The sequence below is a fragment of the Rhodococcus sp. P4_F3_2 genome (assembly GCF_056401335.1).
The window spans coordinates 323,835-345,022 of record NZ_JBFUJN010000001.1; the positions used below are offsets into that span (position 1 = coordinate 323,835).

Consider the following 21,188-nt stretch of genomic DNA (forward strand, 5'->3'; position numbering starts at 1 on the left):
TTATTAACCCCCGGCGGTTAATAAAGGCGCACAGCGTGGACAAGGATTAGGCCCCCACCATCCACCGCGCTCGAGGATCGCTCTGACCTCGGCTGCAGTTCGGCACGAGGCCCCCTCCACCTCCTCCCAACCGAAGACCAGTGTGGCGTTGCCTGACAGTTCGGATGCGTTTCCTCGCCGACGATCACGCAGTGCAGTCGCTCGAGAAGAGTGGAAGGCAAATCCGTCGAGTCGAACGATCAGTGCGACACCGCAATTGCGGTAGTCGACGTCCTCGTAGAGAGTTCTCCCATCGACGAGGACCGGCGATTGCCGTCGTGCTTCCGGCAAACCGTGTGCTCGCTCGACCTCGATTGCGTAGCGATGCTCGAGTACCGACTGGACACCGCGATCCAACAGGTCCAATGTCGAGGACAGCGCTTTGACATATCGCCTCGGCCGGCGGCATTCCATTCGGGTGCGCAATTCCATCCGTGACACTTTGCACGCCGTGGCGGAGCGAACCAGAGAACGAGCGGCGTCGCGAGCCGACGGCTCTGCAACCGCCAGGTCAATTGCGGTGTCGGCCAGCGAAGTACGAGCAGGCTGAGTGGCAACGCCGATGTATGCCTGAGCGCGTGAACGATGAACGATCACTCCGGGATGGGCAGTGGACCACCCCAACGGAACGGGGCGCGCCGGGGAGCGTTCGGGTCTGACCGTCGGACTCTGACAGCGCGAGGATCTGCCGTATCGGACCGTGATGTGGACCGGCAGTTCGGACTCGATGTGCGTGAGTCCCCACTCTTCAGCTGCCGTCCGGTGACTCAGGTAGGTCTCTCCGCCGCCGAACAGAAGGGCGGCCTCGAGAATCATTGCTCGGTTGAGTGGGCCGTTGGTGCTGGATTGAACGCCGTGGAGGACGGTTGTCCATTGACCCGATTCGACCAGGTGTTGGATTCGCCGCGGTGAATAGCCGAAAGGGCGTAGTTGTTTGTTGGTCGCGAGTCCGTGCTGGAAGTCGAAGAGTCTTCGGAGATCAGGATCGATGTAGTCGCAGCTCATGCGAATACCGTGAGATCGCGGACCGACAAGAATCGGTCGAAGATGCCGCTCCGAAGCCCGCCTGTGGAATTTGTCGGTGCCTGTGGATGGATCTGCTGTGCGCCTTTATTAACCGCCGGGGGTTAATAAATGGCGCACAGCAGAACTAGCCGATGTAGCGGGTCAGCCGCGCCGAGAGGCGCGGTTCCAGGCCACCGTCAGACATGATCCGCTCTTCGACGTACGCGAGGTCGCCGCCTTCGACGATGCCGTAGAGGCGCTTCGCGCCGCCGTACAGTGCACCGGACTGGCTGCGGATCACCACGTCGGTGGCAAGTTCCCACGACGCCTGGGTAAGCGCACGGCCGTAGTACATTTCGACGACGCCGGAGCTGTGGCTGAGCAGGAGCTCGACGACTTCCTGGTTGACGCTGCCCGGGATGCCGTCGCCGCCCATGCGCCAGTAACCGCTCTCGCGCAGATCAGGGCTCACGTACTTGCCCTCGGCGTCGAGACGCCAAGATCTGGACTCCCAATTGAGGTAGGGGCCGCCGTCGTGAGAGATGACGATCTGCTGACCGAAGGCGTAGTCGCCGGTCTCGTCGTGCCCTTCACCTTCGCCGCGCCAGACGCCGACGAGGGGGAGCAGTGCGAGGAGTTCGGGATTGATGTCCGGGCCGAGGCGCAGGTTTGCGGTGTCCTCGGGCAACGGAAGGTCCGGCAGGGTCGGAATGTTGAGCGACGCCGTCGACTTGGAGCGCTCGACGGCGATGGCGACAGCTTCGTCCCCGCTGCCGCGCCTTACGGCACCTGCAGCGGCGGAATCGTCAGCGGTCGCGTCGGACCCTGAATCCGGAGCCTGACTCACGACTCGTCGGTGACCAAGCGGTACACGACGTACACGGAGAACCAAGCGATCATGACGGATGCGAGTGCGAGGAGTACCTCGAAGAAAATGACCACGGGTACATCTTAGACCGCGGCGACCGACCGGAAAAATCGGGAGCCGGAATGCAGAAGGCCCCGCACCGAAGGGGTGCGGGGCCGCCTGAAAAAGCAGGAATTACTTGCTGACGGTCACGTCCACGTTGTGCACGCCCGAGCCCTCGGGAGCGACGGTGGATGTGCCGTTGCCCGAGCTGGACAGTGCACGCACGGTCCACTCGCCCGGAGCGGCGAAGAAGCGGAAATCGCCGGTTCCCGATGCCACGACCTCGGCCGTGAACTCTCCGGAGCCGTCGAGCAGGCGCACGAATGCGCCGCCGATGGGCTGGCCGTCAGCGGCGAGAACGCGGCCGGTGATGACCGTTTCCTTCTCGACGTCGACGCCGGCAGGCAGGGTCTGCCCCTGGGTAGGTGCTCCACACATGATCAGGCTCCCAATTCGATCGGTGCGCCGACGAGTGAGCCGTATTCGACCCAGCTGCCGTCGTAGTTCTTGACGTTGTTCTTGCCGAGGATCTCCTGCAGTACGAACCAGGTGTGGCTCGAGCGCTCGCCGATGCGGCAGTAGGCGATCGTTTCCTTGGTGTCGTCGAAGCCCTTCTCCGCGTACAGCTTGGTGAGGTCGTCGTCCGACTTGAAGGTGCCGTCCTCGTTTGCGGTGGTGCTCCACGGGATGTTGATGGCTCCGGGGACGTGGCCACGCTGCTGCGCCTGCTCCTGCGGAAGGTGGGCGGGAGCGAGGATCTTGCCGGAGAACTCGTCAGGGCTGCGAACGTCGACGAGGTTCTTGCTGCCGATGGCGTCGATGACCTCGTCGCGGAATGCGCGGATCGAGAAGTCGGGGGTCTCGGCCTTGTACTGCGTGGCTTCGCGGTTGACTGCGTCCTTGGAGAGCGGGCGTCCGTCGAGTTCCCACTTCTTGCGGCCGCCGTCGATCAGCTTGATGTCCTGGTGGCCGTACAGCTTGAAGTACCAGTACGCGTAAGCAGCGAACCAGTTGTTGTTGCCACCGTAGAGAACGACGGTGTCGTCGTTCGCAATGCCCTTGGCGGAGAGCAGGTCCGAGAACTGCTCCTGGTTCAGGAAGTCGCGTCGGACGCCGTCCTGGAGGTCCTTGCGCCAGTCGAGCTTGACTGCACCCTCGATGTGGCCGCCGTCGTATGCGCTGGTGTCCTCGTCCACCTCGACAAAAACGGTCTTGGGGGTGTTGAGGTTCTGCTCAGCCCAGTCAGCGGAGACTAGGACGTCGGAGCGAGCCATGGTGTTCCTTTCGATGTGGTCTTGCATCGGTCGATATCTAGCAGGGGTTCAGCGGGGTTGTGTGGCAAGCGTTTTCATGCGGTGGTCGCGCGGCCGGTATTTCGCAGCCTGGCGACGAGKGGGTAGATCTGGCAGCCGAGGCAGATGCCGAACGCGGCGTTGAGCAAGGCCGCGAACAGGGCGAAGCCGGTGGCAACGGTGCCGACGATCGTCGACCCGGCCAGGAAACCGACCGTGCCTGCCAAGGCGAAGACGAAGCCGACGAACTGAGCGAAGCGCAGCGGCGCCACGGGTTCGCGTTCGCTGACCGGCGAGAGTCGCGGGGCGACGAACTTGCCGAAGATCTGGCCGTACGGGCTGCGCTTGGGGCCGAGTACCGCTCCGACTGCGAAGACGATCGCCTGCAATGCGAGAACGACGGTGGCGGCGGGCAGAGAGAAGGTCGAGAGGATGAGCGTGAGAACGAGAACGCCGGTGGTGACCCACGCGGCGAACCGAGGTCCGCGGACGTCGACTTGCTCGAGCTGGGCTGTGGTTGTGGACATCGGGAGTGCTCCTGCGCTGGATTGCATGGTGCTTGCCTGGACCGAGAAAAGGGGACGCAAAAGTCCCACTCGGTGGATTGATCACGTGAGCGAAAGCTCGAAGGTCAGAGAGATCTGACGGATGTGGTGATCAGCAACAGGTACAGCAACAGCCCCCGAGGCGGCACAGGTCTACTGCGCGGCGTCGGGTGAGCATCAGCTCGTGGCGGGTTTGCACGTCGGCGAGTTTACCCCGAATTCTCGGATTTTGGCTCGTGGGGTCCGGATAGTGGTACGAGCGCAGCTTTCAGATCGGCTGCGGACGGCACACCGGACACTCGGAACTGTTCCTCCAGGCCACCGTCGAGGATGAACGTGGTGGGCAGCGACAGGACGCTCATTTCGCGTGCCAGAGCCGGTTCTTTGTCGATGTCGAGCTCGATCTCCACCGGCGGACGGGGAGCGTCCGCCATCGAAACCACAACCTGGCCGACGACGCGGCGTACTGCCGCGCACGGTCCGCACCAGTCGGCGGAGAAATGCAGTACGACGGGCCCGCCGTTCGGCGAAGAGACTCCGGCAGAACTCAGCAGTTCGAGGCGGCTGTTGGTGGTGCCGGATGCCGCGGTGGTGGCTCGGACTGCTCCGTTGCGAGACTTGAGAAAGAGCCCGACCGCGACGACGGCGACGAGGGCGACCAGCAGAATTGTGATCCCGGTCATCGGTTCTGCAGCTCTGCGAGATCGATCGTCGTGTTTTCGGCGCTGCCTTCGATCACGATTCTTCCGCCTTCCGCGTAGACCAGGCTCGGCTGAATTCCGTAGGGGAGTGCCTGCGGATCGATCGTGTAGCTGAACAATCCGAGGACCACGGGTTCGAGTGCTGCGGGGATCGAGAAATCGGCTTTGCCCTCCGGACCGAAGTACAGGTTGCTTGCGACGATCTTGACCTGCCCACCTTCCAGAACCAGGTTGGCCTGGACGCTCACTGCAGTCTCGACCGGACCGACGGCAACCGTTCCGGTCAGCACGACGGCCCCCGCGGTGCTCGCGCCCGTTCCACCGCTGCCCCCGGTGCCATCCGACTTGTTGGCCGGCGGCGAAGATACCTGCAGGTCAGGGATGTTGAGCAGCTTTCCGAGGTCGGTGGCGTTGATTCCCATCCGGCCGTCGAGTTTGTCGACGGGGAGCTGGGTGACATTGCCGTTCACGATGTCGGAGAAGGGAACGGTGACCCCGCGCAGGTCGGCTTCGACGGTCACTTCGCCGACCACGTCGCTCTGGACGCCGGTAGCTCTGACGTAGACGTCCTTGTATTTCCCGCCGAGTGCTTGGGTGAGGAAGGGGAACCCGTTGAAGGTGACCTCAGGATCCGACTCGAGTGATGCGCCGGTTCGGAGCTCGCGGGAAACCCGGTACTCGGCGTACGCGGCAGCGCCGAAATCGGCCACCAGTCCGAGGCCGAGGAGAAAGACGATGCCGATGATCAGTTTGCGCACCGCACCATTGTGACGGACTCCGGTCGGGGTTCGATGCGACGGCCCCGGTACCAGGCACGCTAATGTAGGGACCGACCAAAAGCGTCGAACTACTCGAGCGTTGCCCTCACGGGTTGCGCGGGCTACTAGATAGGAGGCCGTGTGGAACTGCTCCTCCTCACCTCCGACCCCAACCCGGAAGCTGTACTACCGGCGTTGGCGTTGCTGGCGCACTCGGTTCGGCCTGCCCCCACAGAGGTTTCCTCGCTACTCGAGGCAAGTTCCGCGGACGTGGCATTGGTGGATGCGCGCACTGATCTAGCTGCCGCACGCGGGTTGTGTCGATTGCTCGGAAGCACAGGATCCGCAGTACCTGTGGTCGCCGTCCTCACCGAAGGCGGACTCGTTGCCGTCAACGCCGACTGGGGGTTGGACGACATCCTGCTTCCCGGTACCGGTCCGGCTGAGGTGGACGCCCGATTGCGGTTGTTGGTCGCCCGCAGCGGCGGTGTTGCCAGTCCGGAAGCGTCGGGAAAGATCACGCTGGGCGAACTGGTTATCGACGAGGGGACGTACACGGCACGACTGCGTGGACGGCCCCTTGATTTGACTTACAAGGAATTCGAGCTGCTCAAGTACCTCGCGCAGCATGCCGGTCGGGTATTCACCCGGGCACAGCTGTTGCAGGAAGTGTGGGGCTACGACTTCTTCGGCGGCACCAGGACGGTCGACGTCCACGTGCGTCGTCTGCGGGCGAAACTCGGCACCGAATACGAGTCCTTGATCGGTACAGTCCGAAATGTCGGATACAAGGCAGTGCGTCCAACCAGGGCCAAGGGCGGCGCAGCTGCTCCCGTTCAGTTCGAGGACGACGAAGACGTCGACTACGACGCGGCCGACGGATCGGTGGTCTGACGTGGGTTGGACAGATTCACTGCCGGCCGGATCCGCCGAGCAGGTTTCCGCGCTTCTCGATCGCGCAACCGAGTTCGACGGCAAGGCGCCCGTGTCGGAACAGGGGCGCCATGCCGTTGCCGGGCGCGGCGCAGCACGACACTTTCTCGAACTCGACGGCGATACGGTCGTCGGTTATGCACAGCTGCAAGCCGGTTCGGACGAGCATCCCGACATGGCCGAGTTGGTGGTCGACCCGCAGGCGCGGCGCCGCGGTATCGGAACCAGGCTTGCCGCAGCGGTATTCGACGAAGGTCGGCCGGGCACGCGAGTCTGGGCGCACGGAAACATCGACGCCGCAGTGGAATTCGCCAAGAGCCTCGATCTGGTCAGCGTTCGTGAACTCCTCCAGCTGCGTCGACCGCTCGATGCTCCGCAGCTTCCGGAAATCGTTGTGCCCGAAGGTATAACGATGCGGACGTACCGTGGGCCCGAAGACGATTCCGAGATCCTTCGCGTCAACAACGCGGCCTTCTCCTGGCATCCCGAGCAGGGTGGCTGGACCCAGGCGGAGATCGACGAGAGAACGGCCGAAGGCTGGTTCGACCCGGCCGGTCTGTTCATGGCGTTCGCGGACACCGATCCCGATACTCTTCTCGGCTTTCACTGGACCAAGGTGCACGCACCCGAAGGTGACGATCCCGAGCTGGGGGAGGTGTACGTCGTGGGTATCGATCCTGCGGCGCAGGGACGTGGTCTCGGTCGAGTGCTGACTCTCGCAGGCATGCATTACCTGCGAGATCGCGGCCTCGGAACGGTCCTTCTGTACGTCGAAGGTGACAACACTGCCGCCCTCCACACGTACGAGCGACTCGGCTTCGATCGGTTCCACATGGACATGGCTTACGCTCGCGCGCTCTGACGTCACAGTCGAACACGCAGAAATGTCCAGTCTGTTCATTCTCTGTTAACCATGTGTGGTCCAACCGGACACCGCGCCCGCCTACTTTTCTCTGTGGGCAGCGCCGTGTTGCCTGATGCAGATTTCAATCATTTTGCATCTCATGTCGCCGCCCGATCGTGGGCGTGGCGGTAGCGATTTCCGGAGGATCTTGGTGAATCTCAAGCGCAGTGGTGCCCTGCTCGGTGTAGTGGCCGTGGGCGCCATGACCTTGGCCGCATGTGGCAGCGACAACAACTCGTCGTCGACGGGTGTGGACGCGTCCGCATCGAACGCAACGTGCGAAGGCAAGAGCAACCTCTCTGCCGCTGGTTCCTCGGCACAGAAGAATGCCATGGACCAGTTCGTCGCCACCTACATCTCCGTGTGCCAGGAAAAGGGCAAGACCGTCAACGTCGCCTACAACCCCAGCGGTTCGGGCGACGGTCGCACGCAGTTCATCGCCGGCCAGATCGACTTCGCCGGCTCCGACTCGGCCATCAAGGACGAGCAGGCCGACAAGGCCAAGGAGCGTTGCGTCGGCGGCGAAGCCTGGAACCTCCCCCTCGTCTTCGGCCCGATCGCAGTTGCATACAACCTCGACGGCGTCGACAAGCTCGTTCTCAACGCAGAGGTTCTCGCGAAGATCTTCAACGGTGGCATCACCAAGTGGAACGATCCGGCAATCGCCGCGCTCAACTCCGGTGCTTCGCTTCCTGACGAGAAGATCACCACCGTGATCCGCTCCGATTCCTCGGGCACCACCGACAACTTCCAGAAGTACCTCGACGCGGCATCGAACGGTGCTTGGACGTCGGGCGCAGGGTCCGACTTCACCGGTGGCGTCGGTGAGGGCGCCAAGGGTTCGGCGGGCGTTGCACAGGCAGTTGCCACGGCACCGGGTTCGATCACCTACGTCGAGAAGTCGTTCGCCGATCAGAACAAGCTCTCGGTTGCAGAAATCAACACCGGCTCCGAGGCAGTCGCACTGACCAACGACTCGGCCGCAAAGTCGATCGCAGGCGCGAAGTTCAAGTCCGACGCAACCGGCGACCTGACGCTCGACCTCGCGTCGATCTTCAAGACCAACGAAGCCGGCGCATACCCGCTGGTTCTCGCCACGTACTCGATCGTCTGCTCCAAGGGCTACGACGCGGACACCACCGCAGCAGTGAAGTCGTTCCTGACGAGCGCGGCCAACGAGGGTCAGGCCAACCTGGCCGAGCAGGGTTACGTCCCGCTGCCGGCCAACGTCCAGGATCGCCTCAACGCGTCCATCACGGCAATCAGCTGACCTAGAGACTCGTGCGGACAAGCTCATGGATCTACATTCAGACGTGAAGGAAGTGAGCGCACATGAGTGACGCGCCCATCACCTCGACATCTCGTTCTCCCGGCCCCGCAACCAGCGGGGCCGGGGTGGGCGGTCCGAACGGCACCACGGAGGACACGATTACTTCCACCAAGGCTCCAGAAACCGAGCATCCTCCGAAGGGTGACGGTCCGGGAAGCGGCAACAGCAAGACGGTGACCCGTCCGGGTGACCGCATCTTCAGCTCGCTCGCTTCCGGTTCGGCAATCTTCATCACGGTTGTCATCGCGGCGATCGGCGCGTTCCTGATCTGGCGTGCTGTTCCTGCTTTGAGCCGGAACCAGGTCAACTTCCTGACCAGCCGTGAATGGGTGACGCAGAACATCAACGCGATGGCGTTCGGTGTCCTCGATCTTTTCCAGGTCACGGTGTTGGTCTCGCTGTTCGCACTGGTGCTCGCGATGCCGATCGCACTGGGCATCGCGATCTTCCTGACTTCGTACTCACCCAAGTGGCTCACGCGGCCACTGTCGTACACGATCGACCTTCTCGCGGCCGTGCCGTCCATCGTCTACGGCCTGTGGGGACTTCTCGTGTTCGCTCCGGCGATCACCCCGGTCGCGGTGTGGCTCAACGACACTCTCGGCTGGTTCCCGCTCTTCGCCGACGGCAGCGGATCGATCACCGGCGGCGGCACCATCTTCACCGCAGGCATCGTCCTCGCCGTGATGATCCTTCCGGTCATCACCGCAGTGACCCGCGAGGTGTTCATCCAGACCCCGCGCTCACAGATCGAAGCAGCACTCGCTCTCGGCGCCACGCGCTGGGAAGTTGTGCGCACCACGGTCATCCCGTTCGGTAAGTCCGGCTACATCAGCGGCTCGATGCTCGGTCTCGGACGCGCACTCGGCGAGACGATGGCGCTGTACCTGATCCTGCGCACCACCTCTCAGGCCTTCGGCTGGTCGCTGTTCGACGGCGGCTCGACCATCGCCTCCAAGATCGCCCTCGGCTACGCGGAGTTCAACAACGACATCCAGGCAGGCGCGTACATCGCGGCCGGACTGGTGCTGTTCGTACTGACCTTCGTCGTCAACGCGGCTGCCCGCGCAGTGATCGCCGGAAAGAAGGACTGACCCATGACCTCCACTCTGGACCGGCCGGTCAAGGCCCCCACTTTCCAAGGCGTCGGCGCCCGTCGTCGTGCCAAGGACGTCATCGCGACCATCCTGGTGAGCCTGGCAGTCGTCATCGCGCTCATCCCGTTGGTCTGGGTGCTCTTCACGGTCATCGCAAAGGGCCTGCCCGCTCTGACGTCGCCCACGTGGTTCACCAACTCACTGAGCGGATTGACGGCGTCGGCCGACGGCGGCGGTATCTATCACGCATTGATCGGCACCCTGCTGCAAGGCATCGTGTGCGCGGTCTTCTCCATCCCGCTCGGTATCTTCGTCGCGATCTACCTGGTGGAGTACGCCGACCGGAAGTCGAAGCTTGGCAAGCTCACCACGTTCATGGTCGACATCCTCAGCGGTGTTCCGTCGATCGTGGCTGCGCTGTTCATCTACGCACTGTGGATCGCGACCTTCGGCTTCCCCAAGTCCGCGTTCGCCGTGTCGCTGGCTCTGGTCCTTCTCATGGTCCCGGTCGTCATCCGCTCCACCGAGGAAATGCTGCGCATCGTCCCGATGGATCTGCGCGAGGCGTCGTACGCGCTCGGTGTGCCGAAGTGGAAGACCATCTCGAAAATCGTTCTGCCGACGGCGCTTCCCGGCATCATCACCGGCGTCATGCTGGCCCTGGCCCGCGTGCTCGGTGAGACCGCGCCGCTGCTGATCCTCGTCGGCTACGCGCCGTTCATCAACTTCGACCTGTTCAACGGCGAAATGGGCACTCTGCCTTCCGTCATGGTCGCCGAGATGAACAACCCCACCGACGCCGGCACCAACCGCATCTGGGGCGCAGCACTGACCCTGATCCTGCTGATCGCGATCCTCAACATCGTCGCGAAGCTGATCGGTCACTTCTCACAGGTCAGAAGCAAGTGATGCGGCCTCGGAACATGTTCGTACTCAACAGCGTCAACAACTCAGTAGGGAGCCGGTAATGGCCAAGCGTCTGGATCTCAAGGACGTCAACATCTACTACGGCAAGTTCCACGCCGTCGCCGATGTGGGCCTGTCCGTCCCGCCCCGGAGCGTGACCGCCTTCATCGGCCCGTCCGGTTGCGGCAAGTCCACCGTTCTCCGTTCACTCAACCGCATGCACGAAGTGATTCCCGGTGCGCGTGTCGAGGGTTCGGTCCTGCTCGACGGCGAGGACATCTACGGCTCGAACGTCGATCCTGTCGGCGTCCGCAAGACCATCGGCATGGTGTTCCAGCGACCCAACCCCTTCCCGACCATGTCCATCAAGGACAACGTCGTCGCGGGCTTGAAGTTGCAGGGCGAGCGCAGCAAGAAGAAGCTCGACGAGGTGGCCGAGCGTTCGCTGCGCGGTGCCAACCTGTGGACCGAGGTCAAGGATCGCCTCGACAAGCCCGGTGGCGGCCTCTCAGGCGGTCAGCAGCAGCGTCTGTGCATCGCGCGTGCCATCGCGGTCTCGCCCGACGTTCTGCTCATGGACGAGCCGTGCTCCGCGCTCGACCCGATCTCGACTCTCGCGATCGAGGACCTGATCACCGAGCTGAAGAAGGACTTCACGATCGTCATCGTCACGCACAACATGCAGCAGGCTGCGCGTGTGAGTGACCAGACGGCATTCTTCAACCTCGAGGCAACCGGTAAGCCCGGTCAGCTCGTCGAGATCGACGATACCGAGAAGATCTTCTCGAACCCGACGCAGAAGGCCACCGAGGACTACATCTCCGGCCGCTTCGGATAGCCCCTGGGATTGCACACTGCACGATCATGTTTCACCCCCGTTTCCAACAGGAGACGGGGGTGAAACTTTTTGGTTGTGGTGATAGTTCCCACTCCGGGGCGCAGAGCTGAGCGTCGTTGGGCGCCCGAATAATTCGATGAGCAGCGCAAGTGCGCCGAGTGGGCGCTGAAGTAGCCGACGATGTGAATCTCGTGGATACTGACGACGCTTCGGGCAATGCTAATCTCGGCCCGACAGCACGCTGTCGATCGATGTCGTTTCACAACCGGAAGGGCTTGTCAGTGCACCTCACCCCTTCAGATACCGAAAAGCTCCTCCTGAGCGTTGCGGGCATGGTCGCCCGCGACCGCCGCGAGCGCGGGGTACTGCTGAACTACCCCGAAGCGATGGCCCTGATCTCGTGTTGGATTCTCGAGCGTGCGCGTGACGGAATGACGGTTGCGGAACTGATGAACGCCGGTCGGCAAGTGCTCACCCGCGACGACGTGATGGAAGGGGTACCCGAGATGATTGCAAACGTCCAGGTCGAGGCCACTTTCCCGGACGGTCGCAAGCTGGTCACCGTGACGGAGCCAATTCGATGATCCCCGGTGAGGTACGTGTGTCCACCGAACCGCTCGAGTTCGGCACTGACGCGGAAAAGATCACGATGGTCGTCGTCAACGACGGCGATCGCCCCATTCAGATCGGTTCACATCTCCACCTTCCAGCGGCCAACCCGGCGTTGACCTTCGATCGCGAAGCGGCAGACGGCTTCCGGCTCGACATCCCCTCGGGAACGTCGGTTCGGTTCGAACCCGGGGTAAGCAGGACGGTGACACTGATCGCGCTCGGCGGACTCAAAAGGGTTCCGGGCCTGCAGATCGTGCCGGACGAAGATCTACCGACGCATGCGCGTGAGCCCAAGACCGTGATGCCGTTCGGCACGCCCGGTGTCGAGGTCGAAGAACCTTTGCGAGCCTCTTCGGTGAACGTTCGTGTGAGTGATGTTCCAGTCGAGGCGGATTCACCGGACGATGCCGCGACGCTAGTTGAGAGGACAGCCGAATGAGCAGGATCGATCGACGCGGTTACGCCTCCCTGTACGGCCCGACCGCTGGCGACCAGATCCGTTTGGCCGACACAGATCTGTGGATCGAGATCGAGCACGACTACACCGCGACCGGCGACGAGATGGTCTTCGGCGGCGGCAAGAGCATCCGCGAGTCGATGGGCCAGGGCCTGACCACTCGCGATCAGGGCGCTCTCGACGTCGTCATCACCAACACGGTGATCCTCGATCACTGGGGAATCGTCCGGGCAGACGTCGGAATTCGCGACGGACGCATCGTTGCGATCGGTAAGTCCGGTAACCCCGACATCATGGATGGCGTGCACCCCAAGTTGCTCATCGGGCCGAGCACCGACGTGATCGCCGGCGAGGGAAAGATCCTCACCGCGGGTGCGATCGACACTCACGTGCACTTCCTCAGTGAAATCGAGATGATGGAAGCGCTCGCGACCGGTACGACGACGGTGGCGGGCGGCGGAACGGGCCCAACCGAGGGAAGCAAGGCAACCACCGTCACGCCCGGCGCCTGGTCGCTGACGATGATGCACCGGGCCCTCGACCACATCCCGCTCAACGTTCTTCTCCTCGGCAAGGGCAGCACCGTCAGCCATGAGGCCATGCGTCAGGAAGCTCTCGCCGGCGCAGGTGGATTCAAGGTCCACGAGGACTGGGGTTCCACTCCGGCCGCAATCGACGCAGCTCTGCGAGCAGCTGACGAGTTCGGGCTCCAGGTGGCGCTGCATGCCGACAGCCTCAACGAAACCGGCTACGTACAGCACACTTTGGACGCGATCGCCGGACGCGGGATCCACGTGTTCCATGCGGAAGGCGCCGGCGGCGGGCACGCTCCGGACATCATCGTGACGGCAGGTGAGCCGAACGTTCTTCCGGCATCGACCAATCCGACGTTGCCGCACACCGTCAACACGGTTGCCGAGCACCTCGACATGCTCATCGTGTGTCATGCGCTCAATCCCCGGGTTCCGGAGGATCTTGCCTTTGCCGAGTCACGGATCCGGCCGACAACTATTGCAGCGGAAGACTTTCTGCACGACATCGGTGCCATCTCCATCACCTCGTCCGACGCCCAGGCGATGGGCCGCATCGGAGAGGTGACCCTGCGGACATGGCAGGTCGCCCACGTCATGAAGGCCCAGTACGGCAAGCTGGGCACCAGCATGCCGGCCGACAACGAGCGTGCGCGGCGTTACGTCGCCAAGTACACGATCTGCCCCGCGGTGGCTCACGGTATCGATCACGAGATCGGATCGGTCGAGGCCGGGAAGATGGCGGACCTGGTGCTGTGGGATCCCGCGTTCTTCGGTGTCCGTCCTTCTGCCGTGATCAAGGGCGGGGCGATAGTTGCTGCGCCGCTGGGTGATCCGAATGCTGCTATCCCGACCCCGCAGCCGGTGTTCGTTCGGCCGGCCATCGCGGCAACTCCGGGATCAGCCCCGCACCTGTCCACGACGTTCGTCTCGCCGATGGCCATCGAGGACGGTCTGGCCGGTCGTCTCGGTCTCACGCGCACCCTTACCGGTGTTCGTCCGACGCGGCACCTCACCAAGGCGGATATGCCGAACAACACGGCACTGCCGTCCATCGACGTCGATCCGGAGACGTTTGCCATCAAGGTCAACGGCGACCTGATCGCGCCCAACCCCGTTGACGTAGTGCCGATGGCTCAGCGCTACATGCTGTTCTGAAACCATGTCAATCGAGATGGCGTCTGCCGAGATAGCATCGATGCTCTTGGCAGACGGGCGTCTGCCTACCGGCGGTCACGCGCACTCGTCGGGGTTGGAACCGGCACTGGCGGGCGGACTCCTACAGAGTCAGGTCCCCGACTTCATTCGCGGTCGACTCGAAACAGTGGGACTTGTCGAGGCCGCTGCAACGGTGGTCACGCGCCGCTGGGCCATAAGTGCCGGTGGTGCAGGCGAACTCGAGGAGATCTCAAGGGAACTGCTCGCTCGGACGCCCAGCGCACCGCTGCGTGAGGCGTCTATTCAGCTCGGACGTGGACTGGCCAGGCTGGCGTCGCGATTGTGGCCGCAGCACCCCGCGGTCCAGATGCTCATGGCGCTGCCTGGGCATCCGATGCGTCCGCTCGCGTTGGGAGTCTTCACGGCGATCTCCGGGATGGACGACCTACAGGCAGCCAGATCTTGTTTGTACGACGACGCTCAAACGGTGGCGTCGGCGGCACTGAAGCTACTGCCGGTGGATCCGGCAGAACCGGTCGAATGGTTGCTCCGAGCAGCCCCGACCATCGAAACCGTCGCCGCGGCTGCCGTGGCAGTCGAAGGCGTCACAGATATACCCGCAACAACAGGACCGTTGGTCGAACAATGGTCACTCGAACACCACGCTCGATCCAGGAGGATTTTCCGTGCTTGACAACCTGAACAACACCACCACTGCTGCAAGAGGTTTGAGGCTCGGAGTTGCCGGCCCCGTCGGCACCGGAAAAAGTACCCTCATCGCCACCATCTGCCGCGAGCTCGCGTCGGAGTACGAGATCGCGGTGGTCACCAACGACATCTACACCGACGAGGACGCGCGACTGTTGCGCGCGGCCAACGTACTTCCGATCGAGCGCATCGTCGCAGTCGAGACCGGAGCGTGCCCGCACACGGCCATCCGTGACGACGTGACGCCGAACCTCATTGCGGTCGAAGACCTCGAGCGTCAGTTCCATCCCCTCGACATGGTGATCGTGGAAAGCGGCGGTGACAATCTGACCGCCACGTTCAGCCCGGCACTGGTCGACGCCCAGATCTTCTGCATCGATGTCGCGGGCGGCGGAGACGTCGCACGTAAGGGTGGTCCCGGAATCGAGCGGGCAGATCTGTTGGTGGTCAACAAGATCGACCTGGCCCCGTACGTCGACGTCGACGCGGTCCAGATGGTTGCCGATGCCACGGCCGCGCGAGACGGACTTCCCGTTCTCGCGCTCAGCCAGAAGGATCACGCAACGATCGACAAGCTCAGTGCGTGGCTTCGCCAGGTCATCGCAGCTCACCGCGCGGGTAGTCACACCCCGCAGGATCCGGGGCCGATGGCGCCGCACTTCCATGCCGATGAAGAAGACCACGGACACGGTCACGGGCACAGCCACTCTCACGCTCACTGATGCGCACCGGAGCTACGCGGGTCGTCGTCGAAAGAGTGGGTGACACCGCTGTTGCGCGAGAGCTGATCTCGGGCGACTTCCTGGCCCCGCGGTTCGTCGACGCTCGCGGGCTCACTGTGCGAATTGCCTTGGTAGGGCACAGCGCAACGCTGCTGGCCGGCGATGATCTGCGTATCGAATTCGTAGTCGCTCCGGGTACGTGCCTCGAGGTGATCGAGCCGTCGGGGACCGTCGCGTACAACGCGCGTGGCGGCCGGGCGTCGTGGTCGGCTTCGGCGAGCGTCGGCGCCGGTGCGGCGCTGATCTGGCGCGCGGCACCGTTTGTCGTCGCGGGCGGCGCGGATGTGACCAGGCGCGTGGATATTTCACTGGAATCCGATGCGGTTGCGCTGCTCGACGAGATGATCGTGTTCGGCCGGACCGGCGAAACCGGCGGTGCCCTTCGCTCGGATCAGCGCATTACCGTCGACGGTGACGCGCTGCTCGTGGAAACACTCGACCTGCGTAGCGTGCCGGGCCGTTCGCTGCCGGGAATTCTCGGTGGCCATCGCGTGCTCGGTACGACCATGCTGTTGGGGATCAAGACTTCCGACGTGGTCGAAGGGCACGTGACGCCGCTGGCGGGAGCAGGGATGCTGGCACGGGCCGTGGCCGATCACGCACACGAGGCGAGCGCAGCGTTGGATCCGATCTGGTCGCAGTGGCGTGGGCGGGTTTCGCAGAAGTACAGCGACTGATTCGCCCGACCGTCACACTTCGGGAGGCTGCGTCGTCCAGTATGTGACCAGGCCGAAGAGAGCCGGGCGCACGGGTTTGACGGAGGCATCATGCGAATTGTTGTTCTGGGCGGAACCGGCCAGATGGGAAAGCTGGTCGTCGAGCAGGCGAAAATCGGGGGCCATGACGTCGCCGCCGCCGCTCGATCGACGGGAGTCGACATCTCCACGGGTGCGGGGATGGACGAAGCGTTTGTCGGTGCCGACGTTGTCATCGACGTGAGTGATCACGTCACCAACAGTGCCAAGAAGGCGATCGAGTTCTTCGAGACGGCAGCGAAGAACATCGCCGCGGCCGAAGCCAGAGCGGGCGTTAAGCATCACGTGCTGCTCTCGATCGTGAACTGCGACGATCCGCAGTTGAAGTCCTTCGGGTACTACCAGGGAAAGGCCGCGCAGGAACGCGCGGTGGAAGCGTCAGGCATTCCCTTCACGATCCTGCGATCCACTCAGTGGTTCGAGTTCGGTGAGAAGACCATCGCGCTCTTCGGACTGGGGCCGGTCGCGATGGTTCCCCGGATGCGCTCCCAACCGATAGCGGCGAAGACCGTCGCCGAGGCTCTGGTGACGTGCGCTCAGAACGGTCCGACCGGGAGGGCTCCAGATCTCGCCGGGCCTGAGGTCCTCGAGATCCCGGCCATGACGCGTGAGATTTTGAAATACCGTGGCCGACGCAAGTGGCTGATCCCGATCTCGATGCCGGGAGCGGGTAAGGCGATGAAGGGTGGGGCGCTGCTGCCCGGGCCGGGATCCACAACTGCAGGACCCACGTTGAAGACCTGGCTACACGAGAACTGAATAGGAAAGGCGGCCGCGCAAGTGAGATCCGGGTACGAGGTGAGGTTGTCGACCTTCTCGGTGGTTTCCGGCTCTTCGGGCAGCTTGCCGGTCACCAGGAAGATGACGCGTCGGCCGACCTCGACGGCGTGGTCGGCGAACCGCTCGTAGAAGCGGCCGAGCAGCGTGACGTCGACTGCGGCGGCAACGCCGTGCTTCCACTCGCGGTCCATGAGGACGGTGAAGAGGTGGCGGTGGAGGTCGTCCATCGCTTCGTCTTCTTCGCGCAGGCGGGCAGCGCGCTCGGGGTCGCGGGTCTCGAGGACGACCTTGGCGGCCGCACCGATGGAGACAGCGATGCGTCCCATCTCGGCGAAGTAGCCGTTGACCTCTTCGGGAAGCACGTGGTTGGGATGTCGGCGGCGCGCGATCTTCGCGACGTGCAGGGCGAGTGCACCCATGCGGTCGATGTCGGCGACGATCTGGATTCCGCTGACCACCGAGCGCAGATCTCCGGCAACGGGAGCCTGCAAGGCGAGCAGCGCAAACGCGCGCTCCTCGCAAATGGTGCTGAGTTCGGTGATCTTGTCGTGTTCGCCGATTACTTGTTCTGCCAGGGACAGGTCTGCCTGGAGCAGGGACTGGGTGGCGCGCTCCATAGCGGCACCTGCCAGTCCTGCCATCTCGCCGAGCGTGTCTGCAAGCTCGGTCATCTGTTCGTTGTAAGCCACGCGCATGAGGTCAGAGCCTACGTGCCGTGAAAGACCAAGTCACAAGCACCAGGTGAACGCAAGGTGAATGAACGCGTGTCAGTCGCAGGTGGTGTCGCCGGCGTTGACGCTGGCGATGTCGGCGGGCAGAGCCGTCGAGGTGCTGGTGTCGACCGATGTCGGATTTGCCGCCAGGATGGTCCCCGGGTCCGCGGGGGCGACGACGGTGCCGGCGAAATTGCTTCCGACGACGACCTCGATCATGTCTCCCATGCTCGGAGCGAGAACGAGAACCGCACCGGGAATCGACGACGCGACAGTGACCGCTTCAGCCTCGTAACCTGCTGCGTAACGCACGACGGTGGTCGACGCTTGAGCATTCGCCAGGCCGGTGGCTGCGCTGAAGTTGCCGACCGTGGAGATCTGGAAACCGTAAGCAGCGAGGCTGTCGGCGATCGTCGCGGCCTGCCCGGCGATTCCCGACGCGTTGGAGACGTCGACCGAGATGTTGTAGGCGCTCATCGCTTCGACGGAAGTGGCGGCGGGCGGCGTGCTGGACGTAGGAGCGGTTGTCGTGGAACTGGTCGACGACGGTGTGGTGTCCTCGCGCTCTTCACCCGGAAGCGGTTCGTCGTCGATGATCGCCTGGAAGAGGGACTTGATCTCGTCGGTGCGAGGAATCTCGTTGCCCCAGTCGTTGGTGCCGTCCGTGGGGACCGTCAAGAACGTGACCGCGCCCGCGTCGACGTTCTGCAGCGAACGGCCGAGGGTGACCAGCGACTTCGTGTCGATGTTCTCGACGAACGTGTCGCTGGTGAAGGCGTTGATGAATCCGTTGAGCTTGCTCGGATTCAGGAGGACCTGGTTGGACAGGGCCGAGCGGAGCAGCGCCGACAGGAACTTCTGCTGACGGGTGATGCGTCCGTAGTCGCCGTTACCCTCGGCTTCGACGTGGCGCGCACGCACATAGTTGAGGGCGGTACGGCCGTCGAGCATCTGCGTTCCGCCGGATGCGAGGACGGTTCCGAGGATGCCGTCCTCGATCGGTCCGGGGGAGCAGACGTTCACGCCGCCGACGGTGTCGACCATGCGCTCGAAGCCGGCGAAGTCCATTCCGACGAAGTGCCCGATTTTCAGGCCGGACATCTTCTGGATGACCTTCACCAGGCACTTGGGACCACCGAGTGCGTACGTCGCATTGAGCTTGTCGCCGCTGGCGGCCGGGAAGGTTTCGCTGGTGTACTTGCCGGCGTCGTTGTCCCAGCCCTGGCAGATCGGACGTTCGACGTCGAGGTCACGCGGGAAGGAGACGGCGACGACACGGCTTCGGTCGGCGGGAATGTTCACCAGCATGACCGTGTCGGCGCGCGCGCCTTCGGCGTCTTCGACGGTTCCGGCGCCGATCTCACCGCTCGCGCCCGCGCGGGTATCGGTGCCGATGATCAAGTATGTCTCGTCGCCGAGCTGGCCCCCGGCGTCGATGATGTCGTCGGACTCGGTGTCGAGTGCCGCAATCTGATCGAAACCGCCTTCGACCGACCGCAGATAACCCCAGACGACGCCGGTCAACGCGAGAGACATGACGGCCAGGAACGCTACTGCCGATCGGCCGATCACTTTTGCGCGATGGCGGCGGCGAATCTTGCTTTGCGCCAGACGGGTAGCGCCGGTGTCACCGACTACCCGCGGCACTGCGGAGGTGACGGGATGTTCTTCGGTGATCCAGTCCGCAGCGGCAGGCGGGACGGTCGGACGCGCGGGAATCGGCCGGGCAGGGGGCGGCGCGGACGCTGATGGAGGTGGAGTCCTGGGTGGCACGGATTTGGTCGGCGCCGGCTTGGGCGGCGCAGCCGGGGCAGGTGGCGGCTTCTTGTCGCCTACCCGACGGACCAACTCGGCGACCGAAACAGAGTCGTCGGTCGGAGGCGAATCCCGGCGGCCGGTCCGTCCACTGCTGCGACGCTCCGGGGGACTGGGTGGTTGCGGTGCTGGTCGCTGAGGTGTGGCAGGGCGCTGGGGCGTTGCCGGTTGGTCCGGTCGGGCGTTGCGGAAGCGCTTGTCTGCGAGCGGACGTTCCCAGGGGGCGCGGCTCTCGGGCGGAGGTGGGCCCGAATCGTGATCATCACCCACCGATGCAACCTGTCCCGTCGTCGACTGTCAGTAACTCGTCATTCAGATGCCGGCGTCAACCGGTTGTCGACGAAGCTGGAGCCATATTACTGGTGAATCCTGAGTGCTTCACTCAGAAAGTGATGAGAGTAATCCGACGGCGTGTTCTCGCTAGCCACCGGAGTGCATCATGTCAGCCCCGACCGGCACAAGATCGTCCTCGGGATCGTCGAGCCAACCTTCCGGAAGTGCTACCTGACCGGGCGAGCCTTGGCGACCCCGCGGGCCTTCGGCGTCCTTGGGGAACGGGACGTCGTGATCGAGCTGTCCGAGCAGGTCGTCCAGTTCGGACAACGTGCTGACCAACGCCATCGAGACCCGCAGATCCGATCCGACCGGGAACCCACGCATGTACCAGGAGACGTGCTTGCGAAGTTCGCGCAAGCCCTTCATCTCACCGTGGTGTGCGGCGAGCAGCTGGGCGTGACGGGCGATGATCTTGGTGACTTCGCCGAGCGTCGGCGGCGTGGCGATCTGTTGTCCGTTGAGAGCTGCGCTGAGTTCCGCGAACAGCCATGGCCGTCCGAGGCAGCCACGTCCGACGACGACGCCGTCGCAGCCGGTCTCGTTCATCATCCGGGCAGCATCCGAAGCATCGAAGATGTCACCGTTGCCGAGGATCGGAACGTCGGTGACGTGTTCCTTGAGACGCGTGATCTCGTTCCAGTCAGCAGTGCCGGAGTAGCGCTGCGACGCGGTACGTGCGTGAAGTGCGACGGCAGCAGCGCCTTCAGCTGCGGCGATCCGGCCGGCGTCGAGGTGCGTGTGATGTTCGGGGTCGATGCCGACGCGCATCTTCACAGTGACCGGAATATCGGTGCCCTCGGTCGCGCGCACAGCAGCCGCGACGATCTGTCCGAACAGCCGACGCTTGTACGGCAGCGCGGAGCCACCGCCCTTGCGGGTCACCTTCGGGACGGGGCAGCCGAAGTTCATGTCGATGTGATCGGCCATGTTCTCGTCGACGATCATCTTGGCCGCGGCGTAGGTCGTATCCGGGTCGACTGTGTAGAGCTGCAGCGACCGGGGTGTTTCGGTCGGGCCGAACGTGGTCATGTGCATCGTGGCCGGCTGGCGCTCGACGAGCGCACGTGCCGTGACCATCTCGCAGACGTAGAGGCCGGACGTGCTGCCTGCACGTTCGAGTTCGAGTTCACGGCACAGCGTGCGGAAAGCGACGTTGGTGACGCCCGCCATGGGGGCGAGGACCACGGGGCTGTGCAGCTCGAGTGAACCGATACGTAGGGATGACATGTCTACCTCTGAACAAATACTTGTGACAATTGGAAGTGCCCGGTACCGAATCCGGTA

At 63.7% G+C, this 21,188-nt stretch carries 23 protein-coding genes and 1 pseudogene; 13 read left to right on the top strand and 11 right to left on the bottom strand.

All coding sequences use genetic code 11. The features are described from left to right. Positions 1–3: 3 nt before the first annotated feature. The 8 genes from AC1DWA_RS01585 to AC1DWA_RS01620 form a co-directional block, all read right to left on the bottom strand. A complete protein-coding gene (locus AC1DWA_RS01585) occupies positions 4–1,044 on the bottom strand; it encodes a type IV toxin-antitoxin system AbiEi family antitoxin domain-containing protein (protein WP_054825153.1) in 1,041 nt (346 codons plus the stop codon). Positions 1,045–1,189: 145 nt separating this feature from the next. Further along, positions 1,190–1,795, bottom strand: a complete 606-nt coding sequence (locus AC1DWA_RS01590) for a heme-binding beta-barrel domain-containing protein (protein ID WP_170320401.1) — start codon at positions 1,793–1,795, stop codon at positions 1,190–1,192. A 291-nt stretch (positions 1,796–2,086) separates the two neighbouring features. Then, positions 2,087–2,392 carry a DUF1416 domain-containing protein gene (locus AC1DWA_RS01595; RefSeq protein ID WP_003939797.1) on the bottom strand — a complete coding sequence of 102 codons (306 nt, stop codon included), beginning with the start codon at positions 2,390–2,392 and terminating at the stop codon, positions 2,087–2,089. Positions 2,393–2,394: 2 nt separating this feature from the next. Next, complete coding sequence (locus AC1DWA_RS01600; protein ID WP_020908929.1) at positions 2,395–3,228, bottom strand: sulfurtransferase; 834 nt, start codon at positions 3,226–3,228, stop codon at positions 2,395–2,397. 74 nt (positions 3,229–3,302) lie between these two features. Continuing rightward, positions 3,303–3,773: a DUF4395 domain-containing protein gene (locus AC1DWA_RS01605; protein ID WP_080909652.1), complete on the bottom strand. Its 471-nt coding sequence runs from the start codon at positions 3,771–3,773 to the stop codon at positions 3,303–3,305. 130 nt (positions 3,774–3,903) lie between these two features. Further along, positions 3,904–3,990 (bottom strand): putative leader peptide, encoded by an 87-nt coding sequence (locus tag AC1DWA_RS01610; protein ID WP_350318872.1) that lies wholly within the window; start codon positions 3,988–3,990, stop codon positions 3,904–3,906. Between the two features lie 10 nt (positions 3,991–4,000). Continuing rightward, positions 4,001–4,474: a thioredoxin family protein gene (locus AC1DWA_RS01615; RefSeq protein ID WP_019745090.1), complete on the bottom strand. Its 474-nt coding sequence runs from the start codon at positions 4,472–4,474 to the stop codon at positions 4,001–4,003. Further along, positions 4,471–5,250, bottom strand: coding sequence for an LmeA family phospholipid-binding protein (locus tag AC1DWA_RS01620; protein WP_003939847.1), 780 nt, complete (start codon positions 5,248–5,250; stop codon positions 4,471–4,473). The genes AC1DWA_RS01615 and AC1DWA_RS01620 overlap by 4 nt, the downstream gene beginning before the upstream one ends. A 141-nt stretch (positions 5,251–5,391) precedes the next feature. Here AC1DWA_RS01620 and AC1DWA_RS01625 point away from each other — a divergent pair, with 141 nt between their 5' ends. From AC1DWA_RS01625 to AC1DWA_RS01685, 13 genes are all read left to right on the top strand, one after another. Then, positions 5,392–6,144, top strand: coding sequence for a winged helix-turn-helix transcriptional regulator (locus AC1DWA_RS01625; protein WP_003939728.1), 753 nt, complete (start codon positions 5,392–5,394; stop codon positions 6,142–6,144). A 1-nt stretch (position 6,145) separates the two neighbouring features. Then, positions 6,146–7,045 carry a mycothiol synthase gene (gene mshD, locus AC1DWA_RS01630; RefSeq protein ID WP_477846794.1) on the top strand — a complete coding sequence of 300 codons (900 nt, stop codon included), beginning with the start codon at positions 6,146–6,148 and terminating at the stop codon, positions 7,043–7,045. A gap of 193 nt (positions 7,046–7,238) precedes the next feature. After that, on the top strand, positions 7,239–8,357 hold the full coding sequence (gene pstS / locus AC1DWA_RS01635) for a phosphate ABC transporter substrate-binding protein PstS (protein ID WP_019745088.1): 1,119 nt from the start codon (positions 7,239–7,241) through the stop codon (positions 8,355–8,357). Positions 8,358–8,419: 62 nt separating this feature from the next. After that, positions 8,420–9,511: a phosphate ABC transporter permease subunit PstC gene (pstC, locus tag AC1DWA_RS01640; protein WP_007733846.1), complete on the top strand. Its 1,092-nt coding sequence runs from the start codon at positions 8,420–8,422 to the stop codon at positions 9,509–9,511. A 3-nt stretch (positions 9,512–9,514) separates the two neighbouring features. Next, positions 9,515–10,423: a phosphate ABC transporter permease PstA gene (gene pstA, locus AC1DWA_RS01645; RefSeq protein WP_003940100.1), complete on the top strand. Its 909-nt coding sequence runs from the start codon at positions 9,515–9,517 to the stop codon at positions 10,421–10,423. Positions 10,424–10,481: 58 nt separating this feature from the next. Then, positions 10,482–11,258 (top strand): phosphate ABC transporter ATP-binding protein PstB, encoded by a 777-nt coding sequence (pstB, locus tag AC1DWA_RS01650; protein ID WP_019745087.1) that lies wholly within the window; start codon positions 10,482–10,484, stop codon positions 11,256–11,258. Positions 11,259–11,539: 281 nt separating this feature from the next. Beyond that, positions 11,540–11,842 carry an urease subunit gamma gene (ureA, locus tag AC1DWA_RS01655; RefSeq protein WP_003939800.1) on the top strand — a complete coding sequence of 101 codons (303 nt, stop codon included), beginning with the start codon at positions 11,540–11,542 and terminating at the stop codon, positions 11,840–11,842. Next, the gene (gene ureB, locus AC1DWA_RS01660) at positions 11,839–12,309 is read left to right on the top strand and encodes an urease subunit beta (protein WP_019745085.1); all 471 of its coding nucleotides are present in this window, start codon (positions 11,839–11,841) and stop codon (positions 12,307–12,309) included. The genes ureA and ureB overlap by 4 nt, the downstream gene beginning before the upstream one ends. Continuing rightward, a complete protein-coding gene (locus tag AC1DWA_RS01665; protein WP_019745084.1) occupies positions 12,306–14,015 on the top strand; it encodes an urease subunit alpha in 1,710 nt (569 codons plus the stop codon). Before ureB ends, AC1DWA_RS01665 begins: the two co-directional genes overlap by 4 nt. 4 nt (positions 14,016–14,019) lie before the next feature. Continuing rightward, positions 14,020–14,709 (top strand): urease accessory protein UreF, encoded by a 690-nt coding sequence (locus AC1DWA_RS01670; protein ID WP_019745083.1) that lies wholly within the window; start codon positions 14,020–14,022, stop codon positions 14,707–14,709. Continuing rightward, entirely contained in the window at positions 14,702–15,445 is a 744-nt protein-coding gene (gene ureG, locus AC1DWA_RS01675) for an urease accessory protein UreG (protein WP_019745082.1), read from the top strand. The genes AC1DWA_RS01670 and ureG overlap by 8 nt, the downstream gene beginning before the upstream one ends. Continuing rightward, positions 15,445–16,182 (top strand): urease accessory protein UreD, encoded by a 738-nt coding sequence (locus AC1DWA_RS01680; protein ID WP_020970608.1) that lies wholly within the window; start codon positions 15,445–15,447, stop codon positions 16,180–16,182. Before ureG ends, AC1DWA_RS01680 begins: the two co-directional genes overlap by 1 nt. A 90-nt stretch (positions 16,183–16,272) precedes the next feature. Beyond that, positions 16,273–17,019 carry an SDR family oxidoreductase gene (locus tag AC1DWA_RS01685; protein WP_019745080.1) on the top strand — a complete coding sequence of 249 codons (747 nt, stop codon included), beginning with the start codon at positions 16,273–16,275 and terminating at the stop codon, positions 17,017–17,019. A gap of 23 nt (positions 17,020–17,042) precedes the next feature. On the opposite strand, the pseudogene phoU reads toward AC1DWA_RS01685, so the two are convergent. The 3 genes and pseudogenes from phoU to dusB all read right to left on the bottom strand — a co-directional run. Next, positions 17,043–17,735: pseudogene (phoU, locus tag AC1DWA_RS01690) on the bottom strand (phosphate signaling complex protein PhoU); the annotation flags it as partial. A 72-nt stretch (positions 17,736–17,807) separates the two neighbouring features. Then, the gene (locus tag AC1DWA_RS01695) at positions 17,808–19,838 is read right to left on the bottom strand and encodes an LCP family protein (protein ID WP_029536959.1); all 2,031 of its coding nucleotides are present in this window, start codon (positions 19,836–19,838) and stop codon (positions 17,808–17,810) included. 150 nt (positions 19,839–19,988) lie between these two features. Next, on the bottom strand, positions 19,989–21,131 hold the full coding sequence (dusB, locus tag AC1DWA_RS01700; protein ID WP_003939756.1) for a tRNA dihydrouridine synthase DusB: 1,143 nt from the start codon (positions 21,129–21,131) through the stop codon (positions 19,989–19,991). Between the last annotated feature and the right edge of the window lie 57 nt (positions 21,132–21,188).

Bases quoted from the DNA above. Each gene is read 5' to 3' on its own strand.
- pstA (WP_003940100.1), top strand. From the start codon at position 9,515: ATGACCTCCACTCTGGACCGGCCGGTCAAGGCCCCCACTTTCCAAGGC.
- pstB (WP_019745087.1), top strand. From the start codon at position 10,482: ATGGCCAAGCGTCTGGATCTCAAGGACGTCAACATCTACTACGGCAAG.
- AC1DWA_RS01680 (WP_020970608.1), top strand. From the start codon at position 15,445: ATGCGCACCGGAGCTACGCGGGTCGTCGTCGAAAGAGTGGGTGACACC.
- ureB (WP_019745085.1), top strand. From the start codon at position 11,839: ATGATCCCCGGTGAGGTACGTGTGTCCACCGAACCGCTCGAGTTCGGC.
- AC1DWA_RS01665 (WP_019745084.1), top strand. From the start codon at position 12,306: ATGAGCAGGATCGATCGACGCGGTTACGCCTCCCTGTACGGCCCGACC.
- dusB (WP_003939756.1), bottom strand. From the start codon at position 21,131: ATGTCATCCCTACGTATCGGTTCACTCGAGCTGCACAGCCCCGTGGTC.
- AC1DWA_RS01670 (WP_019745083.1), top strand. From the start codon at position 14,020: ATGTCAATCGAGATGGCGTCTGCCGAGATAGCATCGATGCTCTTGGCA.
- AC1DWA_RS01615 (WP_019745090.1), bottom strand. From the start codon at position 4,474: ATGACCGGGATCACAATTCTGCTGGTCGCCCTCGTCGCCGTCGTCGCG.
- AC1DWA_RS01595 (WP_003939797.1), bottom strand. From the start codon at position 2,392: ATGTGTGGAGCACCTACCCAGGGGCAGACCCTGCCTGCCGGCGTCGAC.
- pstC (WP_007733846.1), top strand. From the start codon at position 8,420: ATGAGTGACGCGCCCATCACCTCGACATCTCGTTCTCCCGGCCCCGCA.
- AC1DWA_RS01600 (WP_020908929.1), bottom strand. From the start codon at position 3,228: ATGGCTCGCTCCGACGTCCTAGTCTCCGCTGACTGGGCTGAGCAGAAC.
- AC1DWA_RS01685 (WP_019745080.1), top strand. From the start codon at position 16,273: ATGCGAATTGTTGTTCTGGGCGGAACCGGCCAGATGGGAAAGCTGGTC.
- AC1DWA_RS01585 (WP_054825153.1), bottom strand. From the start codon at position 1,044: ATGAGCTGCGACTACATCGATCCTGATCTCCGAAGACTCTTCGACTTC.